The following is a 20,501-nucleotide window of genomic DNA, read 5'->3' as shown; positions in this document are numbered from 1 at the left end:
GAGATCAGAACGCTTCTGATCTCCTTTATCGTGTTTATTGCGCTTTTTCTTTTTTAATCTGCTTGCTTCTAAGCTGTCCGCATGCCGCGTCAATGTCTGTACCGTGCTCCTGGCGAATTTTGCAGTTGATGCCGCGTTTTTTCAGCGTGTCATAAAACGCCAGGACGGAATCCTGCTCACTTCTTTGGTACTGGGCATGTTCGTCCACCGGATTATACGGAATCAAGTTGACATAGACCCTCTGCTTTTTATCCTGGAATAGATCGGCCAGTTGTTCTGCTTCTTCCGTGTGATCGTTCACATCCCTTAACAGAATGTATTCGATCGTAATTCTGCGGTTTGTGGTCTCCACATAATAATCGACCGCTTCCATCAACGGTTCAAGCGGAATCGCCTTGTTAATCTTCATGATTCTTGTACGAAGTTCATTGTTCGGTGCATGAAGTGAAAGCGCCAGGTTGACGTTTAAGCCCGTATCCGCAAACTCACGGATCTTGCTGGCCAAACCGCTCGTAGAAACCGTGATGCGCCTTGATCCGATCGCAAGGCCTTTTTGATCGGTAACCACTTTAATGAAATCGATCATGTTCTCGAAGTTATCGAACGGTTCACCAATACCCATGACCACGATGTGGCTGACTCTCTCATCCTGGTGGCGTTGATCCAGATGAAGCTGGACGTTCATGATCTGCTCAACAATCTCGCCGCTCGACAAGTCACGGCTTTTTGCCAATAAACCGCTCGCGCAGAAACTGCAGCCGATATTGCATCCCACTTGGGTCGTTACACAGACCGACAAGCCGTATTTATGCTTCATTAAGACGGTTTCGATCAGGTTGCCATCCCGAAGCTTGAATAAGAACTTGATAGTGCCGTCTTCTGATTCTTGTTTGACGTGCTGCTGCATCGTCTGGAACTCGAAGCGATCTGACAGCAAACTGATGATTTCTTTTTTAACATCAGTCATTTCGGAAAAAGACGTGACGCGCTTTCTGTATAGATACTCCCAAACAAGGGAGGCATGATACGGTCTATGGCCGCGTTCCAATAGCCAGGCAGCCAGCTGTTCAAATGTCAATCCATAAATGGATTCCTTAACCATTTTGTTACCCTCTTTTCAACACATATATTGAACTGCCTCTCATGACAGTATACTTTTTCATAATCAACTGTTATCTTACCATAAAAAGTCCTTTGGAACATTTTGACCATCCACTATCCTTCTTAATCTTAAAATAGAATGAGAGTTATTCTTGTGTTTCCAATTTTATGTATACTAACATTAGGAACCGTGCTAGGAGGGATAGGATGGAATCCCCAAATTACGTTCTGCATGCTGAAAAAAGGGATCCAGTCTGTAAGCGAACCTCATCTGATCGCCAAAATGGATAAAACTGAAACGTGGATGGCTTTCTTTACCGATACAGAAGGAAATACACATCCCTTGATGAGTGAGGAAGAAGTTTAAAAAGAGGCAGGGATACTTTCCTTTCAAACAATAGAAAGCGAGAGGCCATGTTATAAGCCTCTCGCTTTTCTTGTTCCGCTCTCTTGTTAATCGATAAACGCCTCGTTCAGACGGTTTAGAAGCGTGCCAAACAGCTCCTTTTCTTCGCCTGTCCATTCTTTAAGCATGCTTTGATATCGTTCAAGCCTCATCCTCTTATCCTTTTTTAATTTCTGTTTCCCTAGTTCTGTAATGGAAAAAAGGCTTACTCGGCCATCAGCGGGATCAGAGGAACGGACGATAAGTCCTTTCTCTTCTAAAGCAGCCGCTTGCCTCGAGAGAGTAGAAATGTCTAGCTTAAACGACTCCGCCAACGCTTTTACACGAGCTGGCCCAAACTCATCCAGTTCTCTTAATAATAAATAAGTAGCTCTTTCCAAGTTCCCTATCTTATTTTCTGAGCTGTCTTTATAAGCTGCTCGCCTGATAAAAGTGGTAAGTTCATATTCAATCCGTTCAATGGCATCCTGCTTTTTCATCACCCATCACTCCTCGCTCAAAGGATCAGTTCCAATCGGTTGACATCCCTTAATATGCTTGTATAATACAAATATATAATTGTATCGTACAAGTAAATGTGCGCAATGTAAAGAGCAAGGAAGGGTGAAGTTGTGAAAGCCATCCGGATTATTTTGCAAATTGTTATTTTATCCGCTTTTTCAATGCTTGGAGAAGCGGTTCATCATTTTTTTCATCTGCCGATTCCAGGCAGTATCATCGGTTTAATTCTGCTGCTGACCGGTTTAAGCATTAAAATGGTTCCTGTCAAATTGATCGAAGACGGAGCCGGTTTTTTGTTATCGTTTCTCCCGCTGTTATTTATACCCGCCATGGCAGGAGTGATCAATTATCCCTCTCTTTTCTCCGGCAATGGGGCACTTTTAATGCTGATTGTGGTCCTGAGCACCATCGTAACGATGGTGGCTGCAGGGATCGCCAGCCAGTGGCTGGAGCAAAAAGCCGCAAAACGAAAGGAGAAAAAGAAGTGCAACAGCCATTTATCGCAATCCTTATAATTTTACTTACGATTGCCGCTTATTTAGCCATGGTGAAGGTATATCAGCGTTTTACTTATCCCATCTTAATCCCCGTTCTGACAACTACGGTAATCGTCATACTGGGGCTTTTGGCATTTCATATTTCCTATTCAGACTATATGGTCGGGGGAAAATGGATCAATGCACTGCTGGGGCCAGCTGTAGTAGCTTTAGCCTATCCGCTCTATAACCAGCGCCACATCATTATGAAATACAGCTTTCCCATCATCGGGGGTGTTTTCGCCGGCTTGTTTACAGGCATGATCAGCGGCCTTTTGTTCGCAGAGGTGTTTGGGATCAAACGGGACCTGATCCTTTCCATTCTTCCAAAGTCCATTACCACTCCCGTCGCCATTCAAATTGCCGCAGGACTGGGCGGTGTACCATCAATGACCGTTGTGTTTGTTATGATTGCAGGGTTTTCAGGAGTCATCCTCGGACCTCGGATCATGAAATGGGTTCGTATCCGCAGCCATCTGGGTAAAGGTATCGCCTTTGGCAGCGCCTCTCACGCTCTGGGCACCTCTAAAGCGTTCGAATATGGAGAATTAACGGTATCCATGAGTTCGGTATCCATGACGCTCTGTGCACTGCTTGGCTCCGTTTTCGGACCGGTTGTCGTATGGATTTTTCAAGTGTAGCCACAAAAAGCTCAGCAGTGTTCTGCTGAGCTTTTTCATACCCTTTTGTCTCTCTTTAATTATCCTTTTAATAAAAATTCATTATCATCCTCGTCATGAAACTGAGCATATGTACCCCATTGCATTGGGCTCTTCTTTAAATTCAACTCCATTAATCTTCATCATGTTATACGTTTCCATTACATTATCACATTCAAATACAATGGACGCTTTCATACTTTCTGAACCCTTCATCATAGCTTTGGGATAGAGCACTAGACGAGTTTGACTATTACTGGGGGCCACCTCAAGCCAAAACGCGTTTGGCCCCATTGGGTGTTCAGCAACTACTTCAAATCCAGCCTTTTTTGTCCAGAACTCCTTTGCTTTTTGCTGGTCTTCAACATAAACAGCGATTGTTCCTATATTGGTTATCATTTTAATTTTCCTATCTCCTTATTTGTGGTACGGTTCCCCGCGATTAATCCGAAACGCCCGATAGATCTGTTCCACCAATACAAGCTTCATCAGCTGGTGCGGATAGGTGATCCTGCCGAACGAAATCTTTTCATTTGCCCGCTTCATGACCTCTTCACTCAGCCCCAAAGACCCTCCAATGACAAAGGCCACTTTGCTTTTACCGTAGGTCGCGAGCTCGTCCAGGTTCTTCGCAAGATCCTCTGATGAGACCAGCTTCCCCTCAATTGCCATCGCAACCACATGTGCGTCCTGAGGAATTTTGGCAAGGATCCGATCGCCTTCTGCTTTTTTCACCATCTGCATCTCCTGATCACTCAAATTTTCAGGCGCTTTTTCGTCAGCTACTTCAATGATTTCTATTTTTGCATAGGGCCCCAGCCGCTTTACATATTCATCAATTCCCATTTTTAAATACTTTTCTTTCAGTTTGCCAACAGTTACTACCAAGATATTCACAAGGGAAAACTCCTTTTATAAACAACTTATTCACAAAAGTTATCCACATATACACAGAAACTATCCACATTTAGTATAGGATCACTCGTTCGATACTTTATATATGGCCTTTTTCTCGCAATAAGTGCATGTTGTTGATAACTTCTCTGATTCTGTTAATAACTCCAGATTCGGATAGATTTCCAATTCATCAACGATCTCATCGATCCCGATATCCACATGTTCATCACAGCAATATTTTTTCAACAGACATTCTCCTTTATTATCCACATGATGATCTCTTCGTATTTTAACACAAATCAAGGTCACACTATTCTGCTTGCAGACCTTTACTTATGTGGTTTGGCGTTTTACTTGCGAAACAGCTTCAATTACTTGCGGTTCGACATGATTTACTTGCAGAACACATTATTTTCATCACCTTAATCTCAATACAGCCACCGACAAACAAAAAAAATCAGGAGATTTCTCTCCTGATTCTCTTATGAAGACTTCTGAAGGCCGAGTTTTACGGTCGTTGTTTTCTTTTTGCCCTTGCTGTAATACGTAATCTCCATCTTATCGTTTACTCGTTTTTTAGAGTATAAGTGTTTGCGAAGGTCGAGCGGAGAAGCGATTTTCTTGCCATCAAGTGCGACGATAACGTCCATCTCCTTGATTCCTGCACGGTCCGCTGGTGATAACGGATCAACATCCATAACCACCACACCTGATTTAACACTTGGCGGCAGCTTTAACGTCGTTTGACGGTGATAGCTGCTGACTTGTGATAATGGAATAGGGCCGACACCCAGGAATGGGCGTTTTACTTCTCCATAGCGCTCAAGGTCAGCGATAATGGGCCTCGCTGTATCGGCAGGGATCGCAAATCCGATGCCTTCTACTTCCTCCTGAGCGATCTTACTGGAGTTGATCCCGATGACCTGTCCGCCGATGTTCAGAAGGGCGCCCCCGCTGTTACCAGGGTTGATCGCCGCATCTGTTTGGATAACTTCGGCCTGCCAGTCTGGATTGCCGTCTTCATCGCTGTCGACCGGCATCGTCCGGTCAGCACTTGATACAACACCCTCGGTTACGGAACCAGGGAACGTTCCAAGCGGGTTACCGATGGCGATCGCCGGTTCACCCGGTTTCAACGCACTAGAGGATCCGAATTGAGCCACCTTTTTCACCTTGCTCCCATTCACTTCAACGACTGCCAGGTCCATGAGTGGGTCCGTTCCGCGAAGAGTGCCTTTCAGCTTGGTGCCGTTGCTAAGCGTAATCTCAAGGCGGCTGGCCCCTTTGACGACGTGGTTGTTCGTCACGATGTAGGCTTTTCCGCCCTCTTTTTTATAGATGACGCCTGAACCCGATCCCGCTGCCTGCTGGCCCTGATTCCAGAACTCGCCTTGCTGGATGTTCAGCACTTCCACGACGGCAGGGCGCACCTTGCTTACCGCATCCGTGACGTTGCTTGTAACGTTCACATTCACGTTTTTATTGATGCCGTTTTCCTCATTAACACCGCCGTTATCTTCGTTGCTTGAGTAGTTGTCAGGCAAAAGCCCCATGCCTCCGAGGGCAGGAATTGAAAATAATATAAGCAGGCCGCCTAATATAGCGCCTACAAGAGCGGCCAGCAAAAATCCGCCGCGGTTGCCTTTTTGCCTTCTTGGACTAGATTCATAATCGTCATCATAATAGCCCATTTCCTGCTTCACCGTTCCTTTCGACAATAAAATAAATGCTGTGATGATTTTTTATTTATTATAAAAAATCAATCCCCCTACTTAAAAAATGTGGGTTATTTTTCACACTTTTTCACATTTATTGTTATTTCCTTAAACGGTGTCCGTTAAACAGTGAGCCGTCAAACAAGCACCAATTCCGTCGGTTCTGCCGCGTCCGTATGGTACAGCTGCAGATCCTCGCCGACCACAAAGCCTTTGTTTTCAAGCGTCTGCTTCACCGCAAGATGGGCAATATCTTTCATATTGTTATCTTTGCTCAGATGGGCGAGATAGATCCGCTTGGTCTGGTCACCGATCAGATCGGCAAGTGCAAAGCCGCAGTCTTCATTGGATATATGGCCATGATCCCCAAGTATCCGCCTTTTGATGTTCCACGGATAGCGCCCCATCATCAGCATGTTGATGTCATGGTTGGATTCGATCACAAACGCATCACTGTGCTTCGTGATTCCTTTCATCCTGTCACTGACATAGCCGGTGTCGGTCATGAGTGTCAGCTTCTTTCCCTCGTGGTGGAACACATAAAACATCGGCTCGGCCGCATCATGGGACACACCGAAGGATTCCACCTCCAGGTCACCGAACGTACGGACGGTCTCCATTTCAAAGTCAAACTTTTGTTCCGTATCCACTTCACCGATCAGTCCGTTCATCGCCTTCCATGTTTTAGCGTTCGCATAGACTGGGAGTTTATATTTTCGTGCCAAAACGCCAAGCCCTTTAATATGATCGCTGTGTTCATGGGTGACGAGAATTCCGTCCAGCTGATCCAGTTCACAGCAGCTTGCTTTTTCAAATAAGAGTTTCATCTGCTTTGCGCTCAGGCCGGCATCGACCAGCAGGCGGGTATTGCCCGCCTCCACATAGATCGCGTTTCCAGTACTGCCGCTCGCCAGCACGCTGAATTGCAAACTCATATTCCAATCCCCTCTATTGTTCTCTATCAATCTCCTGTATGGAACTGTCAATGGCATTCACGAGAAAATGGGCATCCTCTGTTTCAATGGACCATGTCGGTGCGTACACCTGCACATCCTCTACGTTTGCCAGACTATAATAACCGAGAACAATTTTATTAATTTTGTCACCGCTTGATAGGTGGTTCGTCGTAAATATTTTTTCCAAAGCTTTCATAGGTGAAATGATTTCCTGCTTCGTACCCTGTCTGTAGACAGAGATAAAGGTTTGTGTATAGCGGGTGAGCTGCCCTTTGTTATTCCATTCGAACATGACCATTCCGCTCGGCCGGTTCATGCCATTATCCGTATCAAAGAAAAGCGGCTGTCCTTGATAGATTTGTGTGAACCAGATCTTATGGCTCTTCGTGTCTTTTTTATAGAATCGATATTCATCGCCCCGGTAGACTTCATCTTTCAGAAACTGAGTCACATCTTTCACAAGATCCTCTTTATCCAGATCCTGAGGCTTCTTTAAGTTAAACACGAGCGTTGTATCTGTACTGCTGCTGTCCAGCCGGCTCACTTTTGATTTGATTTCATCCGCCGAAAAAGGGGCCCGCTGGCCGCTGATCAGCGTTTGGCGGTCGTTATAGCTTTGCGGAAGTTTATCTTTATAGTCGATGTTGTTGTCTGCCAGCCTTTTTTCGATCGGCTGGTCGGCCACCGCCTCAAGCTTGCTCTTGTCCATTTTCTGTGAGAGCTGGTAGCCGAGGAAGATATTCAGAATCAGGAACGTCAGAATAAAAATTGTCTTTGTTTTTTTCCAGTCCATTAAAGTTCTCCCCCAGGCCTTTGACTGTCTCGGAATAACGGCTGCCAATCGTGGTTCGGCCCGTAATTGACAAACCATCTCGGCTGGAGATTATATACGTTTTCCTGTCCCTTGGCATGAGTCATCTCATAGCCGACAGCCAGTTTATTGACCATGGTCAAGTCATATTCCTTAAGAGCAGCTTTTACTTCAGCTGCAGACTGAAGCTTTACCTTTTTGGGTTTAAACGAATAATCCCCATCCATGTCGAGCTCGACCATCGAACGCTGATATTCATTCAGTTCATTGTTCGTCCAGCCGAGTTTCATTTCCATATCACTCTTGATGACGGGTAAGCCTCTGACAAAAAGCAGAAATTCAACGGTACTGCTCGCAGGATCCAGGTTATAAAAATAATACGGATTTCCCCAGCCCGCATGGTTGTTGATAAAGTCCACACTGTTAAAGAGAGGGCTTCTCGTCTGTTCGGTCGTATTTTCATCTGGGCCTTGCGTGAAATTCGTGTATTTAATTCTGTTCGAGTTGCGGTTTACGTCAAGTGCTGAGCTTTCATCCGTATAATAATCACCCGTATTGCCGCTCTTGACGTTTCCAGGATCTCGGAACAGCGCATTCTTATAACGTTCGATCGTGTCATCGTTAATGGTGCGGGAAAGATAGCTGTAAGAATTAAGCATGAATCGTTCTTTCGGGAAGTAGAAGCGTTTTGAAACCTCCGCGCCCTGGTCTGTATCGCGCTCCACATCAAATGGTTCATATTGAAGTACGCCGCTTTTTGCGTTATTGATAATGTTCTTTAAAGAATCAAACGGGAAGGTGGTGCTCGCTGTAATCATCTTCCGCTGGGTATAGGAGATAATATGGGCCTCCACTTCGTTTGTATCTTTTTTATAAAAAATAACACGGTCAGCAGACGGAATCGTAAATGTGCCGCCTGATGAAGTCAGGTTGAAGATCTGGCTGTAAATGTCCGCCGTCATATCGGTTGGATAGATGACCTCGATGTATTCCTTGTTCTTCAGCTGTTCATCGATGTTTGTTGACGGGCGGTTCTTGCTGTCATAAAACTTCGTGTTCGCAAGCACCTGGTTTACCCGATCGATAAGTTTTTCGTTGGCGGGCATGCCTCTGTATGAATTCTTGTCATAATAAATGATTTGGCTCGGCCGGATGACATCCGTGATTTTCTTTAAATCCTTTACTTCTTCCTTTTTCAGTGTCCTTGTCTCTTCCAAATTGCTGTAGTTCGGCTTAAGGGTCCATAAGCTCCATGTTAAAATAAGGCTCAGCATGATCAAAAAGATGAGGAAGACAGACTTGATCATCTCATAATTCCGGTACACTGATTTAGCTATAAATTTAAGAATGCTGTAAATTCTGCTCCACGTCATCGGTTACTCCCCCCTTACTTTTTTTAAAGGAAGGGTGAAATGTATAGTTGTTCCCTGGCCCCATTCACTTTCAGCCCATATATCTCCGCCATGGGCAAGCACGATTTCTTTCGTGATCGCTAATCCAAGCCCCGTACCGCCTAAGTTCCTCGAACGGGCACGATCCACCCGGAAGAAGCGGTCGAAGATTTTTGAAACGTTGTTTTTCGGGATACCGACACCCTGGTCAGACACGCTCACTTTAATCTTTCTGCCGTGAAGGGAAGCGGAAACCGCAATCGTTCCCCCCTCAGGAGAATACTTAATCGCGTTCGATATAATGTTATCCACGACCTGAGTCATCTTGTCGGTATCAATCTGTCCCATGATCGATCGGTCAGGCAAATTGCGCACAAAGCGAAGGTGCTCATGCTGCAGCATCTCGAACCGGTCGATGATATCCTGCAAAAATTGAACAAGATCGGTCTGTATAAAGTTAAACCGGTAGTCTTTGCTGTCCATTTTGGAGAGCTGAAGAAGATCGTTCACCAGGCGGATCATCCGCTCGGTTTCATTCTGTGTGACTTCCAAAAAGCGGGGAGCGATGTTCTTATCCTGCCATGCTCCTTCAGCGAGCGCCTCCAGGTAGCTTCGCATCGTCGTAAGCGGTGTTCTGAGTTCATGGGAAACGTTAAATACAAACTCTCGCCGCTCATTCTCGATCTGCTCCTGCTCTGTGACGTCATGCAGAACGGCGATCAATCCGTTAACCGGGCCGCCTTCTTTTTGGATGATCGAAAAGTTAGCCCGCAGTACGTAATGCACCTTGTCTGTACTGAAATCGAGCAGCATGCTCTCATACTCGTTATACAGCTCGTCCCACGTATACTGGTCGTTCAGCCTCAGGAGCTCAAGCAGAGAGTTTCCGAGCGCATGCTGCCGTGAGATATTGAGCATTTCTTCGGCCCTGTCGTTCATCAGAATAATGCAGCCATCCCGGTCTGTGGCGATTACACCGTCCGTCATATAGGTGAGGACAGAGCGCAGCTTTCTTCTCTCGCTTTCGGTAATGGCAGTCGCTTCCTGCAGCTTTCGTGTCAGATCATTGAAGGTCATCGACAGCTGGCCGATCTCATCATCCCCATAAACCTGCACTTTTCGGGAAAAATCGCCCCTTGCCATTACGAGTGCCTGTTTACGCATATCCGCCATCGGCCGTGTGATCGTACGGGCAAGAAAAATACCGAGTATCGCTGTTATTCCCAGGGCAATAACCGTACCGGTCGTCAAAATTTTATTAATATCACTGATTTGCTGGTACACACTCTCGATAGAAGATTCGACATAAATCGCTCCGAGAATCTGTTTGTTCTTGTCGGCCTGCTTGTCCTTTCCGGCAATGATAGGTTTCGCCAAGACAATGACCCGCTGTTTTGAGTCGGGATCATACATTTCTGTCTGGGCCTCCGTGCCGTTAAGAGCCAGTTTGATCTTACTGTTCGTGCTTATCTGTCCGATCAGATTCCGTTTATCACTGCCAAGAACAACACCGTCCTTGTTAAGGACTTGAACCTCCTTGATGTTCTGATCCTTCGTTTCGTTGATGAGCTGGGCAATGTCATCTCTCAGTGTACTGTTCTTATCCTCTGTTGCTTCCTTCATCTGCTGGGCGTCCAGGATCTTCTGCTCAGCATTAAACTCGAAGAAGTCCAGATTATTTTTCAGTGCGTTGTCATAGTTGTTCCGGAGATTGGCTTCCAGGTTATTGATGAAATACACACTGATGACCTGCATGGCGATTAAAATGAGCAAAACATAGATCAATACAAACTTAACGTGTATTGATCTGAAAAAACCTACCTTATCCATTTGTCTACTCCTGATCAGGATTTCGTAAATAGTAGCCTACTCCTCGTCTGGTGATGATCCAGAGCGGATGGCTTGGATTGTCTTCCACTTTCTCGCGGAGACGCCGGACGGTCACGTCAACAGTACGGACGTCGCCAAAGTAATCATAGCCCCATACGGTCTGCAGCAAATGCTCGCGTGTCATCACCTGGCCGATATGCTTGGCCAAATAATACAACAGTTCAAACTCCCGATGGGTCAGCTCAATGGACTCCCCGCGTTTCGTTACGAGATAAGCATCTGGATGGATGGTTAAAGAGCCGATCACGATTTCGTTGTTCTCTTCATCTTCACGATCCGTTTCTTGCTGATGGCGGCGTAAATTCGCTTTTACGCGTGCGATCAGTTCACGGGTGCTGAAAGGCTTCGTAACGTAATCATCTGCACCCAGCTCAAGGCCAAGGACCTTATCAATCTCAGAATCTTTGGCTGTAAGCATTATAATCGGAGTATCGTATTTTTTCCGGACTTCACGGCAAACTTCCATTCCATCTTTCATTGGAAGCATGATATCCAAAAGGATCATGTCCGGTTTTTCGTTTTCTATTTTTTCAATTGCCGATACACCGTCATAGGCACATGTGACCTGGAATCCTTCTTTCTCCAGATTGAACTGTAAAATATCCGCAATCGGCCTCTCATCATCTACTACAAGAATCTTTTTGTCCATCCGGTAGTCGCTCCTTTTTGGAAACCGTAATTTCAAGTCTCTATTATATGAATTAGTTGAATGAAGTAGTTTGTCTACCCTTTATTTTACCACAATATCTAAATTCTCCATAACATAAGAAAAGCGGAACGGCCTCGCTAAAGTTCGACAACCGCTGCCACGCCTTCTGTTGCGCTGAAAGGCAAGAATGAAGACGAACTAACAATGAAAATAAGTTTACTTTTCAACGATCAAGTGTATGTAAAATTTTTAAAATGATAAAAAACAGCTATTCATGATTTCCTTTTCAGCCGCAGCGCTAAGTCCTCTATTTGAACATATACGACAAGAGCAGAAATAAAAAGAAGGAGGAAGGCGGACGGAAGCATCTGATAAAAAGCGTAATGAAGGACCGGTACGGTGAGGAACGTAATGAGCCCCGCAACGGTGAGGCTTTTCCTGACGGCAAAAAGAAGCAGGAACAACACAGCTGCCGCCGCAGCGATTCTCCACTCAAAAACAAGGATTCCCCCAATGAAGGATGCCACTCCTTTACCGCCATGAAAATTAAGGGCGACCGGCCATAAGTGTCCTGCTATGACCATGATAAAGGCGGCCAGCTGCCATGAAGGAGAGAGGCCAAAATAAAACTTTGCCAGCTGCACAGCGAGCGCAGCCTTAAGCAGGTCCCCTGCGAGCGTCAGGACAAATCCCCAGGACCCGATCACACGCCCGGCATTTCTAGCCCCGATATTTCCAGTCCCTTCACGCCTAAGATCGACGCCTTTCAACCATTTGGCCACAAGATATCCTGTCATAATGTTTCCGATGAAGTAACACCCGATCAAAAAGAGAATCAGCTGAATTGTGCCCATATCTTTCTTCCTTCCAATATCTTTGTTTGTTTTTACTATATGGGCACTGCCCGCAGTTGGTGCCACGTTTAAGAATGTATTAAAAAGGCATGCAGAATGGTAGCTGCATGCCTCTTGTCATGATCGATCAGGTATAGTAATTGTAAGTAAAATGGTGGCTCGAGACGGAATCGAACCGCCGACACGAGGATTTTCAGTCCTCTGCTCTACCGACTGAGCTATCGAGCCAAGATTTAGTATTTTCTGTCCGTCGGTCCCTGTCTCTTCCTCTACATGTGAAGACTGACGATGGATATCCGTCCAGACAACTCGCTGCCTATTCACGATGTGCTGCTCGTGACTGAGCTGTCGAGCCAAGTGTTTCTGTAAAAGCAATAAAAGAATGGCGGACCCGACCGGGGTCGAACCGGCGATCTCCTGCGTGACAGGCAGGCATGTTAACCACTACACCACGAGTCCAAAAACAACTATGAAAATGGTGACCCGTACGGGATTCGAACCCGTGTTACCGCCGTGAAAGGGCGGTGTCTTAACCGCTTGACCAACGGGCCACTTTATAAGAAGAATGGTGAGCCATGAAGGACTCGAACCTTCGACCCTCTGATTAAAAGTCAGATGCTCTACCAACTGAGCTAATGGCTCTTACTTGTGAAATTATCGTCCGTCGGTCCCTGTCTCTTCCTCTGCATGCTGAAGCTGACGATGGAGATCCGTCGAGACAACTCGCCGCTCGCTCACGATGTGTTGCTCGTGACTGGGCTAATGGCTCTTACTGTGAAAAGTCGTTTTAACACGACAAGAGTTATCATACCATCGTTGTAGCAATTTTGGCAAGCAGTTTTTTAAAAAAATTGTAGAAAAACGTTTTTTCTTGGATTTTCATCCATGTTCATCAATAAAAAAACGGCTCTGCGCTAAAGCTAACAGAGCCGTCTCTCAACCCATACTTTATTGATATTAAACAAACACACCGCGAACCATGTTCGTTTGGTTACGGTCAGGTCCTACAGAGAAGATGGTCAACGGAATACCAGTCAGCTGTGATACACGTTCTACGTAGTGACGGGCGTTTTCCGGAAGGTCACTTAACGTTTTAGCGCCAGTGATGTCTTCTGTCCAGCCTGGAAGCTCTTCATAGACAGGCTCACATTCACTAAGAACTTTAAGGCTTGCAGGGAATTCATTGATGATTTCACCTCTGTATTTATAAGCGACACAGATTTTCAATTTCTCAATGCCAGTAAGCACATCGATGGAGTTCAGGGAAAGGTCAGTCAAACCGCTCACACGGCGTGCATGGCGGACAACGACAGAATCAAACCAGCCGACACGGCGCGGACGTCCAGTTGTCGTTCCATACTCACGCCCAACTTCACGAATTTGGTTTCCGATCTCATTGTTCAGCTCAGTTGGGAACGGGCCGTCACCAACACGCGTCGTATACGATTTGCAAACACCGACAACATGGTGGATTTTAGATGGTCCGACACCAGAACCGATTGTTACTCCCCCTGCGATTGGGTTGGATGAGGTAACGAACGGATAAGTACCTTGGTCGATATCAAGCATGACACCTTGTGCACCTTCAAAAAGAACACGGCGTCCTTCATCAAGCGCATCATTAAGTACAACAGAAGTATCGCATACATACTTTGCAAACTGCTGGCCATATGCGTAATATTCATCAAGGATTTCTTCTTTCGTGAATCCTTCTGATTCGTAGATTTTTTCAAACAGGCGATTCTTTTCAGCCAGGTTTCTTTCAAGCTTCTCTTCGAAAACTTCTTTGTCCAAAAGGTCTGCAATACGGATACCGATTCGTGCCGCTTTGTCCATGTATGCAGGTCCGATCCCTTTTTTCGTTGTTCCGATTTTGTTGGCTCCCTTGCTTTCCTCATCCAGGACATCAAGGCGAAGATGGTAAGGAAGGATCACATGCGCGCGGTTGGAAATTCTTAGGTTTTCTGTGTGAACACCAAGATCGTGCAAATACTTCAGCTCTTCTACAAGCGCTTTTGGATCGATAACCATACCGTTTCCGATCACACAGATCTTATCGCTATAAAAAATCCCTGATGGAATTAAATGAAGCTTATACTTCTTTCCGTTAAACACGATCGTATGCCCTGCATTGTTACCACCTTGATAACGGGCTACCACTTCTGCTTTTTCAGAAAGATAATCGGTAATTTTCCCTTTACCTTCATCTCCCCATTGCGTTCCGACAACAACTACGGATGACATTACACCAGCACCTCCAAGTGAACTTTAAACTCTGTTATAGATTCTATCATTATTACTAGTAATTTAAAAAACCATGCTTAGTTTATCAATATTCGAGGTGAAAGTCAACAAAACCCGAACATTATAAAATATTTACAGTTTTTCCGTTCGTGTTTGTGTTGGAAGAGCGCCGGACGGGGCTTTGCCCCATCCATCCGCTCCGCGATGATGATCTACTTTCGAGGGTTCCTTTCAAGCTTCAGTATGATTATGCGCCGCCCGATGGATGGCTACATCATAAAAAACAGGCATCCTCACGTTAGAGAATACCTGTTTTGGGTCTATTTTATGCGCCGGATGGAATGCTGTTTTCGTCATGTCTCCGGTCAAGGTTTACGAATTTGTTGTATTCTTTGACGAAGGCAAGTTCGACCGTGCCGGTTGGGCCGTTACGCTGCTTGGCGATGATGATTTCGATGATGTTCTTGCTTTCTGATTCTTTATCATAATAATCATCACGATAAAGGAAGGCTACGATATCGGCATCCTGCTCGATACTTCCGGATTCACGAATGTCGGACATCATAGGGCGCTTGTCCTGACGGGATTCTACGCCACGGGAGAGCTGGGAGAGCGCGATGACCGGAACTTGAAGCTCACGGGCAAGGGCCTTGAGTGAACGGGAAATTTCAGAAACTTCCTGCTGCCTGTTCTCGCCTGCTCTGCCGTTCCCCTGAATAAGCTGCAAGTAGTCGATCAGGATCATTCCAAGGCCTTTTTCCTGTTTAAGGCGACGGCATTTAGAGCGGATATCACCGATACGCACACCCGGTGTATCATCAATATAAATACCGGCGGCAGAAAGGCTCCCCATTGCCATCGTCAGCTTTTGCCAGTCTTCAGGGATCAGAGAACCTGTACGCAGCCTCTGTGCGTCTATGTTCCCCTCCGCACAAAGCATACGCATGACAAGCTGCTCAGCACCCATCTCCAGAGAGAAGATGGCCACATTTTCATCGGTTTTCGTTGCCACGTTCTGCGCAATGTTCAGTGCAAATGCTGTTTTACCAACGGAAGGACGCGCCGCTACAATGATCAGATCGTTTCGCTGGAAGCCGGCGGTCATGCGGTCCAAATCAGCAAATCCGGTCGGGATTCCGGTGATGTCACCTTTGCGGTTGTGAAGCTGTTCGATGTTGTCATAGGCAGCAACAAGCACATCTTTGATGGAGATGAAGGCTCCTCCGTTTTTACGGTTCGCCACTTCAAGAATGGCCTTTTCCGCTTCATTCAAAACGGCTTCTACCTCTTCTTCGCGTGCATAACCGTTAGCCGCGATTTCCGTGGCAGCACGAATAAGCCTGCGGAGCAAAGATTTTTCTTCCACAATCTTGCTGTAGTAATCAATATTGGCCGCGGTCGGCGAGCTGTTTGCCAGATCACTTAAATAGGAGACGCCGCCGATTTCGTCGAGCAGCTTCCTGTCTGCGAGATCGGATGTGACGGTTACAAGATCAACAGGCTCTCCTTTTTCTGACAGGTCAATCATCACCTGATAGATGCGCTGATGTGAGGCGCGGTAGAAGTCCTCTGGAATCAAGATTTCCGAAGCGGTGACCAATGCCTCCGGCTCAAGGAAAATGGCTCCCAGAACGGCTTGCTCTGCCTCTATATTCTGTGGTGGAATGCGATCAACAAAAAGATCACTCATATGACTTCCTCCTGAAAGATAGCCTGCTTTGTTCAGCAGGGAATATCCTGTTTACAGCAGATGAGACCGGTTGGTTAATCCCGGTCCCAGTCAGTCTGCTTATTCTTCAACTACATGTACTTTGATCGTACCCGTCACTTCAGGGTGAAGTTTAACAGGCACATTTGTATATCCTAAAGATCGGATTGGATTCGTTAAATCAATTTTTCGTTTATCGATCGTAACATTCATTTTCTTTAAGCCATCCGCGATTTGCTTGCTTGTGACGGATCCGAAGACACGGCCGCCTTCTCCTGACTTGGTTTTGATCTCAACTTCCATTTTACTAAGCTTCTCTTTTAACTGTTTCGCTTCTTCTAAAACGGCAGCAGCTTTTTTCTCTTCGCTTTTCTTTTGGCCTTCTACGACAGATAATGCCCCTTTTGTCGCTTCTGTCGCCAGTTTGTTGGGCAATAAATAGTTGCGGGCATAGCCCTCTGAAACATTTTTTACTTCCCCTTTTTTTCCTTTACCTTTAACATCCTGAAGAAAAACTACCTTCATTCTTCTTCTCCCCCTTCGAAATACTCGTCTATTACAGCTTTAAGTCTTCTCTCGGCGCCATCCAAAGTCTCGTTCTCAAGCTGGCAGGCTGCGTTGGTTAAGTGCCCCCCGCCTCCCAGTGCTTCCATGATCATCTGCACGTTCACATCACCGAGCGACCGCCCGCTGATACTGATCTTTTGATCATGTCTTTTGGCAATGACAAAGGACGCGCTCACATCGTTCATGGAAAGCAAAATATCGGCAGCCTGTGCGATCAGCACCTGGCCGCATTCTTCACTTGGCTCAGCTTTGGATATGACAATCCCATTTTTATAGGCCTTCGCATTTTCAATCAGTTTTGAACGCCGGTTGTACGTTTCAAGATCTTCTTTCAAGAACTTCTGGACAAGAATGGTGTCCGCTCCATGGGCCCTTAAATAGGAGGCTGCGTCAAATGTACGTGAACCTGTGCGAAGCGTAAAGCTCTTCGTATCCACAATGATCCCCGCAAGCAGGGCTGTGGCTTCAAGCATGCGCATTTTAAGCCGTTTCGGCTGATATTCCAGAAGCTCGGTCACCAGTTCTGCCGTAGACGACGCGTAGGGCTCCATGTAAACGAGAACCGGATCTCCTATAAATTCCTCTGCACGGCGGTGATGATCGATCACGACCACATGGTCAAGCTTGGAAAGGAGACGCTCTTCCATCACCATGGAAGGTTTATGAGTATCCACTACTACAAGCAGCGTGCCGGCCGTTGAAATCTCGAGCGCTTCCTCCGGCGTGATGAAATGCTTCCAAAGCGAATCTGTGCCTTTGATTTCGTTCATCAAACGCTGGACACCGGTATCGAGGTCAGACGTATCGAGCACAATATAACCATCTTTTCCATTGACCTGAGCCACTTTCAATATTCCCATCGCAGATCCCATGGAATCCATGTCAGGGCTTTTATGACCCATGATGATCACTTTATCGCTGTCGAGAACGAGCTCGCTTAATGCATGGGAAATAACGCGTGCACGCACTCTCGTTCTTTTTTCTACAGGATTGGTCTTTCCGCCGTAAAAGCGGACTTTTCCATTCTGCTGTTTGATCGCAACCTGGTCTCCTCCGCGTCCGAGTGCCAGATCCAGGCTTGATTGCGCCAGCTGTCCCAGTTCTGGCAAGGATGACGGCCCCGAGGCAACACCGACACTTAAGGTAAGCGGAACATTTTCTTTTGTCGTCGAATCCCTGACCTCATCCAGCACAGAAAAGCGGTTTTTTTCAAGCTCACCTAAGATCCTCTGATTGAAAACAGCCAAAAACCGCTCGGAGGACGTGCGTTTTAAGAAGATTCCATTGTCATTGGCCCATTTGTTCAAAATGGAAGTGACTTTGGAGTTGATGCTTGAACGGAACTGATCATCCAGTCCCTGTGTGACCTCTTCATAGTTATCGAGGTAAATGATTCCGATGCACGTTTGTTCTTCTTCATACAGCCGCTCGACTTCAATCTGCTCGGTTACATCAAAGAAATAAAGAAGGCGCTCCTCTTTTTTAAAATGCACTTCAAATTTCCTTGATTTTAAAATTACGATTTCCTCACGCGCGTCGCTTTTTATGAATGGAACCAAATCCTCGGAAACGAGATTAAGTGAGTGGCCGATAAAAGCCTCCTCTTCAACCCAAGCCCCCATATAGGGATTCGCCCATTCAATCTTATAATCCTCGTCATATAGGATGATCCCGATCGGCATTTCCATCAGCGCTTCTTCTCCGACCTTTTTGATGCGGTGGGAGAGGGTGGAGATATAATCACCCAAGTCTTCCTGGAAAGAGGTTTCAGCCCGCATTACGAAATAGAAGAGCAGCCCTAATAAAAGAAAGCCAACTGCTCCAATTACCCATTGGTAGTACGTAATGATGCTTACAAACAGGACCGATATGACGAACAAGGCTATCACGGGATAACCATGCCACCGTTTTAATAAAAACTTAGGCATACTTTCAGCTCCTACTGTCTGGTATTTATCCGTTTCTTTAATTCGAACCCTAAATCAATTATACCTAAGAATTTAACAACTTCCAGAAGAATTGGCAGAAAGGAGGAAGTAAATATTACTAGAACAGCTATAAAAATGTGAAGGGCTTTGGGCCATTGCTTTTTCTCGGCATAACTAAAGATAACGGTAAGCCCTTGTACAACAAGTACGAGGGACAGAATGATATATAGATTAATGGTAAGAATGTAGAGTCCAGACCCCTGTTCCGGCCCTGTGAAGGTCAAAATAAGGGCTAAAATATAATACCACAAAAATGATTTTGGAAACGACCAGTCCCTAAATGGCGGAAACGTCCTGTATTCCATCCTCATTCTTTTTAATACGAGGCCAACCAGCCACTGCGTCAAAAGGCTTGAGAGCACGGCTCCTATAATGATAGACATGGGAAGCATGTAGGGAATCATCGCTACCTGCTCACGCAAGAGATCCAGACGCGCTGCTTCCGGACCGCCCTCTTTATAGAACTTTGCCGCCTGATCAATCATTTGGTTAAATCGGCTCTCCGTCTCTTTTACGAGATTAAAATGAAGCAAATACTTAGCAAAGACAAGCAATATTAGGAGATTTAAGATTCCAACAAGGCTTCCGCCAAGCAAAACACCAAAGGCGGATGATTTTCGCTTGTAGAGTTCCCCCATCACGATACCCGCAAATCCTGAAAGAAATGCGTAGATGATGCCGCTCATCCCCCCGATTACTCCGGACAATACGAAAGTCACTGCCCAAACAAGCAGCCCTGGTCTCCACCCGTGTCTGATGATGAACAGAATAATGGGCAATGGCAGCAAAAAGAAAGTAAATGTGCCGATCAACGGCACGTTTAAATTGATAAGCATTAAAATAATGTAGATGCCGGACATGACCGCTCCGTCTACAATTGTTGATGTTTTACGCATGGTTCACCTCTGGCTTTATTGCCTACGGTCTTTATTGTAGTAAATTATGCGCTTTAAATCCAATGATATTCATTAGCTTAACCCCATCGTGCCAAATAAAACATGGACAACAGTATCTACCTTATCATGTTGGACGTTATAATGGAACCAGCGTACTCGATTACACGCAGAAGCAATACGGTAGTAATAGAGGAGGAGATAGCATGGAATTGACAGTTTACTTGGCAGGACAGATTCACGATGATTGGCGTGAACAGATCAAATCACAGGCAAAAGAAATGAACCTTCCTTTATCGTTTGTTGGTCCGATGGAAGACCATGAACGATCGGACAACATAGGGGAAGAGATTCTCGGAAAACAGCCGAACGCGATTTTTAAAGATGAAGCAGCATCAAGCATCAATAACCTGCGCACCGATATCTTGATCAATAAGGCGGATGTGGTGGTCGCTCTGTTCGGTGAAAAATACAAGCAATGGAACACAGCCATGGATGCCGCCAGAGCAGCAGCCCTAAATAAGCCGCTGATTTTGATCCGGCCCGAAACCCTTCACCATCCTTTAAAAGAACTTTCCAACAAAGCCAGCCTTGTGGTAGAGACCCCGATGCAGGCACTGCAGGCACTTTCCTATATCTTTGAGAGTTAAAAGTAAAATCAAAAGCGGCTAAATCCTTCGATTTGGCCGCTTTTTTGATAGGTTTCTGAAACCAAAAAAACACAGCAAAGAGTAA

Annotated in this window: 20 protein-coding genes, 4 tRNA genes and 1 pseudogene; 4 read left to right on the top strand and 21 right to left on the bottom strand. The window is 45.8% G+C overall.

All coding sequences use genetic code 11. From position 1 onward, the window contains the following. Positions 1-34: 34 nt before the first annotated feature. Complete coding sequence (gene rlmN, locus ABHN01_RS07295; RefSeq protein WP_429874979.1) at positions 35-1,102, bottom strand: 23S rRNA (adenine(2503)-C(2))-methyltransferase RlmN; 1,068 nt, start codon at positions 1,100-1,102, stop codon at positions 35-37. Between the two features lie 153 nt (positions 1,103-1,255). Here rlmN and ABHN01_RS07290 point away from each other — a divergent pair, with 153 nt between their 5' ends. Then, positions 1,256-1,468, top strand: coding sequence for a hypothetical protein (locus tag ABHN01_RS07290; protein WP_429874978.1), 213 nt, complete (start codon positions 1,256-1,258; stop codon positions 1,466-1,468). A gap of 86 nt (positions 1,469-1,554) precedes the next feature. Here the strand turns inward: ABHN01_RS07290 and ABHN01_RS07285 are convergent, their stop codons facing one another. Continuing rightward, positions 1,555-1,986 carry a MarR family winged helix-turn-helix transcriptional regulator gene (locus ABHN01_RS07285; protein WP_429874977.1) on the bottom strand — a complete coding sequence of 144 codons (432 nt, stop codon included), beginning with the start codon at positions 1,984-1,986 and terminating at the stop codon, positions 1,555-1,557. A gap of 132 nt (positions 1,987-2,118) precedes the next feature. Here ABHN01_RS07285 and ABHN01_RS07280 point away from each other — a divergent pair, with 132 nt between their 5' ends. Continuing rightward, on the top strand, positions 2,119-2,523 hold the full coding sequence (locus tag ABHN01_RS07280) for a CidA/LrgA family holin-like protein (RefSeq protein WP_429874976.1): 405 nt from the start codon (positions 2,119-2,121) through the stop codon (positions 2,521-2,523). Then, on the top strand, positions 2,493-3,185 hold the full coding sequence (locus ABHN01_RS07275) for an LrgB family protein (protein ID WP_290397635.1): 693 nt from the start codon (positions 2,493-2,495) through the stop codon (positions 3,183-3,185). Before ABHN01_RS07280 ends, ABHN01_RS07275 begins: the two co-directional genes overlap by 31 nt. 59 nt (positions 3,186-3,244) lie before the next feature. Here the strand turns inward: ABHN01_RS07275 and ABHN01_RS07270 are convergent. From ABHN01_RS07270 to ABHN01_RS07180, 19 genes and pseudogenes are all read right to left on the bottom strand, one after another. Beyond that, positions 3,245-3,602: pseudogene (locus ABHN01_RS07270) on the bottom strand (VOC family protein). Between the two features lie 18 nt (positions 3,603-3,620). Continuing rightward, positions 3,621-4,100 carry a 23S rRNA (pseudouridine(1915)-N(3))-methyltransferase RlmH gene (rlmH, locus tag ABHN01_RS07265; protein ID WP_429874975.1) on the bottom strand — a complete coding sequence of 160 codons (480 nt, stop codon included), beginning with the start codon at positions 4,098-4,100 and terminating at the stop codon, positions 3,621-3,623. 81 nt (positions 4,101-4,181) lie between these two features. Continuing rightward, positions 4,182-4,346, bottom strand: coding sequence for a CxxH/CxxC protein (locus tag ABHN01_RS07260; RefSeq protein WP_429874974.1), 165 nt, complete (start codon positions 4,344-4,346; stop codon positions 4,182-4,184). A gap of 236 nt (positions 4,347-4,582) precedes the next feature. After that, positions 4,583-5,791 carry a S1C family serine protease gene (locus tag ABHN01_RS07255; RefSeq protein WP_290397631.1) on the bottom strand — a complete coding sequence of 403 codons (1,209 nt, stop codon included), beginning with the start codon at positions 5,789-5,791 and terminating at the stop codon, positions 4,583-4,585. A gap of 161 nt (positions 5,792-5,952) precedes the next feature. Continuing rightward, complete coding sequence (locus ABHN01_RS07250; protein ID WP_429874973.1) at positions 5,953-6,750, bottom strand: MBL fold metallo-hydrolase; 798 nt, start codon at positions 6,748-6,750, stop codon at positions 5,953-5,955. Positions 6,751-6,763: 13 nt separating this feature from the next. Then, positions 6,764-7,564 (bottom strand): two-component system regulatory protein YycI, encoded by an 801-nt coding sequence (locus tag ABHN01_RS07245; protein WP_429874972.1) that lies wholly within the window; start codon positions 7,562-7,564, stop codon positions 6,764-6,766. Next, positions 7,564-8,955 carry a YycH family regulatory protein gene (locus tag ABHN01_RS07240; protein WP_429874971.1) on the bottom strand — a complete coding sequence of 464 codons (1,392 nt, stop codon included), beginning with the start codon at positions 8,953-8,955 and terminating at the stop codon, positions 7,564-7,566. The genes ABHN01_RS07245 and ABHN01_RS07240 overlap by 1 nt, the downstream gene beginning before the upstream one ends. A 3-nt stretch (positions 8,956-8,958) precedes the next feature. Beyond that, positions 8,959-10,803 (bottom strand): cell wall metabolism sensor histidine kinase WalK, encoded by a 1,845-nt coding sequence (gene walK / locus ABHN01_RS07235; protein WP_429874970.1) that lies wholly within the window; start codon positions 10,801-10,803, stop codon positions 8,959-8,961. Positions 10,804-10,807: 4 nt separating this feature from the next. Continuing rightward, positions 10,808-11,512 carry a response regulator YycF gene (gene yycF, locus ABHN01_RS07230; protein WP_429874969.1) on the bottom strand — a complete coding sequence of 235 codons (705 nt, stop codon included), beginning with the start codon at positions 11,510-11,512 and terminating at the stop codon, positions 10,808-10,810. A 272-nt stretch (positions 11,513-11,784) separates the two neighbouring features. Next, the gene (locus tag ABHN01_RS07225) at positions 11,785-12,366 is read right to left on the bottom strand and encodes a glycerol-3-phosphate acyltransferase (protein ID WP_429874968.1); all 582 of its coding nucleotides are present in this window, start codon (positions 12,364-12,366) and stop codon (positions 11,785-11,787) included. A 152-nt stretch (positions 12,367-12,518) separates the two neighbouring features. Beyond that, a tRNA-Phe gene (locus ABHN01_RS07220) sits at positions 12,519-12,594 on the bottom strand. Positions 12,595-12,749: 155 nt separating this feature from the next. Then, positions 12,750-12,825, bottom strand: a tRNA-Asp gene (locus ABHN01_RS07215). A gap of 17 nt (positions 12,826-12,842) precedes the next feature. Beyond that, positions 12,843-12,917, bottom strand: a tRNA-Glu gene (locus ABHN01_RS07210). Between the two features lie 15 nt (positions 12,918-12,932). After that, positions 12,933-13,008 (bottom strand) — tRNA-Lys (locus ABHN01_RS07205). A gap of 315 nt (positions 13,009-13,323) precedes the next feature. Continuing rightward, a complete protein-coding gene (locus tag ABHN01_RS07200) occupies positions 13,324-14,610 on the bottom strand; it encodes an adenylosuccinate synthase (RefSeq protein ID WP_429874967.1) in 1,287 nt (428 codons plus the stop codon). Positions 14,611-14,935: 325 nt separating this feature from the next. Continuing rightward, on the bottom strand, positions 14,936-16,300 hold the full coding sequence (gene dnaB / locus ABHN01_RS07195; protein WP_429874966.1) for a replicative DNA helicase: 1,365 nt from the start codon (positions 16,298-16,300) through the stop codon (positions 14,936-14,938). Between the two features lie 99 nt (positions 16,301-16,399). Beyond that, positions 16,400-16,843, bottom strand: coding sequence for a 50S ribosomal protein L9 (gene rplI, locus ABHN01_RS07190; RefSeq protein ID WP_290397622.1), 444 nt, complete (start codon positions 16,841-16,843; stop codon positions 16,400-16,402). After that, positions 16,840-18,813 carry a DHH family phosphoesterase gene (locus tag ABHN01_RS07185; RefSeq protein ID WP_290397621.1) on the bottom strand — a complete coding sequence of 658 codons (1,974 nt, stop codon included), beginning with the start codon at positions 18,811-18,813 and terminating at the stop codon, positions 16,840-16,842. The genes rplI and ABHN01_RS07185 overlap by 4 nt, the downstream gene beginning before the upstream one ends. 11 nt (positions 18,814-18,824) lie before the next feature. After that, positions 18,825-19,769 carry a YybS family protein gene (locus ABHN01_RS07180; protein WP_429874965.1) on the bottom strand — a complete coding sequence of 315 codons (945 nt, stop codon included), beginning with the start codon at positions 19,767-19,769 and terminating at the stop codon, positions 18,825-18,827. A 203-nt stretch (positions 19,770-19,972) separates the two neighbouring features. Here ABHN01_RS07180 and ABHN01_RS07175 point away from each other — a divergent pair, with 203 nt between their 5' ends. Continuing rightward, positions 19,973-20,416 (top strand): YtoQ family protein, encoded by a 444-nt coding sequence (locus tag ABHN01_RS07175; RefSeq protein WP_429874964.1) that lies wholly within the window; start codon positions 19,973-19,975, stop codon positions 20,414-20,416. The last annotated feature ends 85 nt before the right edge of the window (positions 20,417-20,501 follow it).

Origin of the sequence: Fictibacillus sp. NRS-1165, from assembly GCF_050468105.1 — a bacterium.
Taxonomy (GTDB): domain Bacteria; phylum Bacillota; class Bacilli; order Bacillales; family Fictibacillaceae; genus Fictibacillus_C; species Fictibacillus_C terrinigri.
Note: the sequence above shows the minus strand (reverse complement) of the source record. Positions and strands in the feature narration are given on the sequence as shown.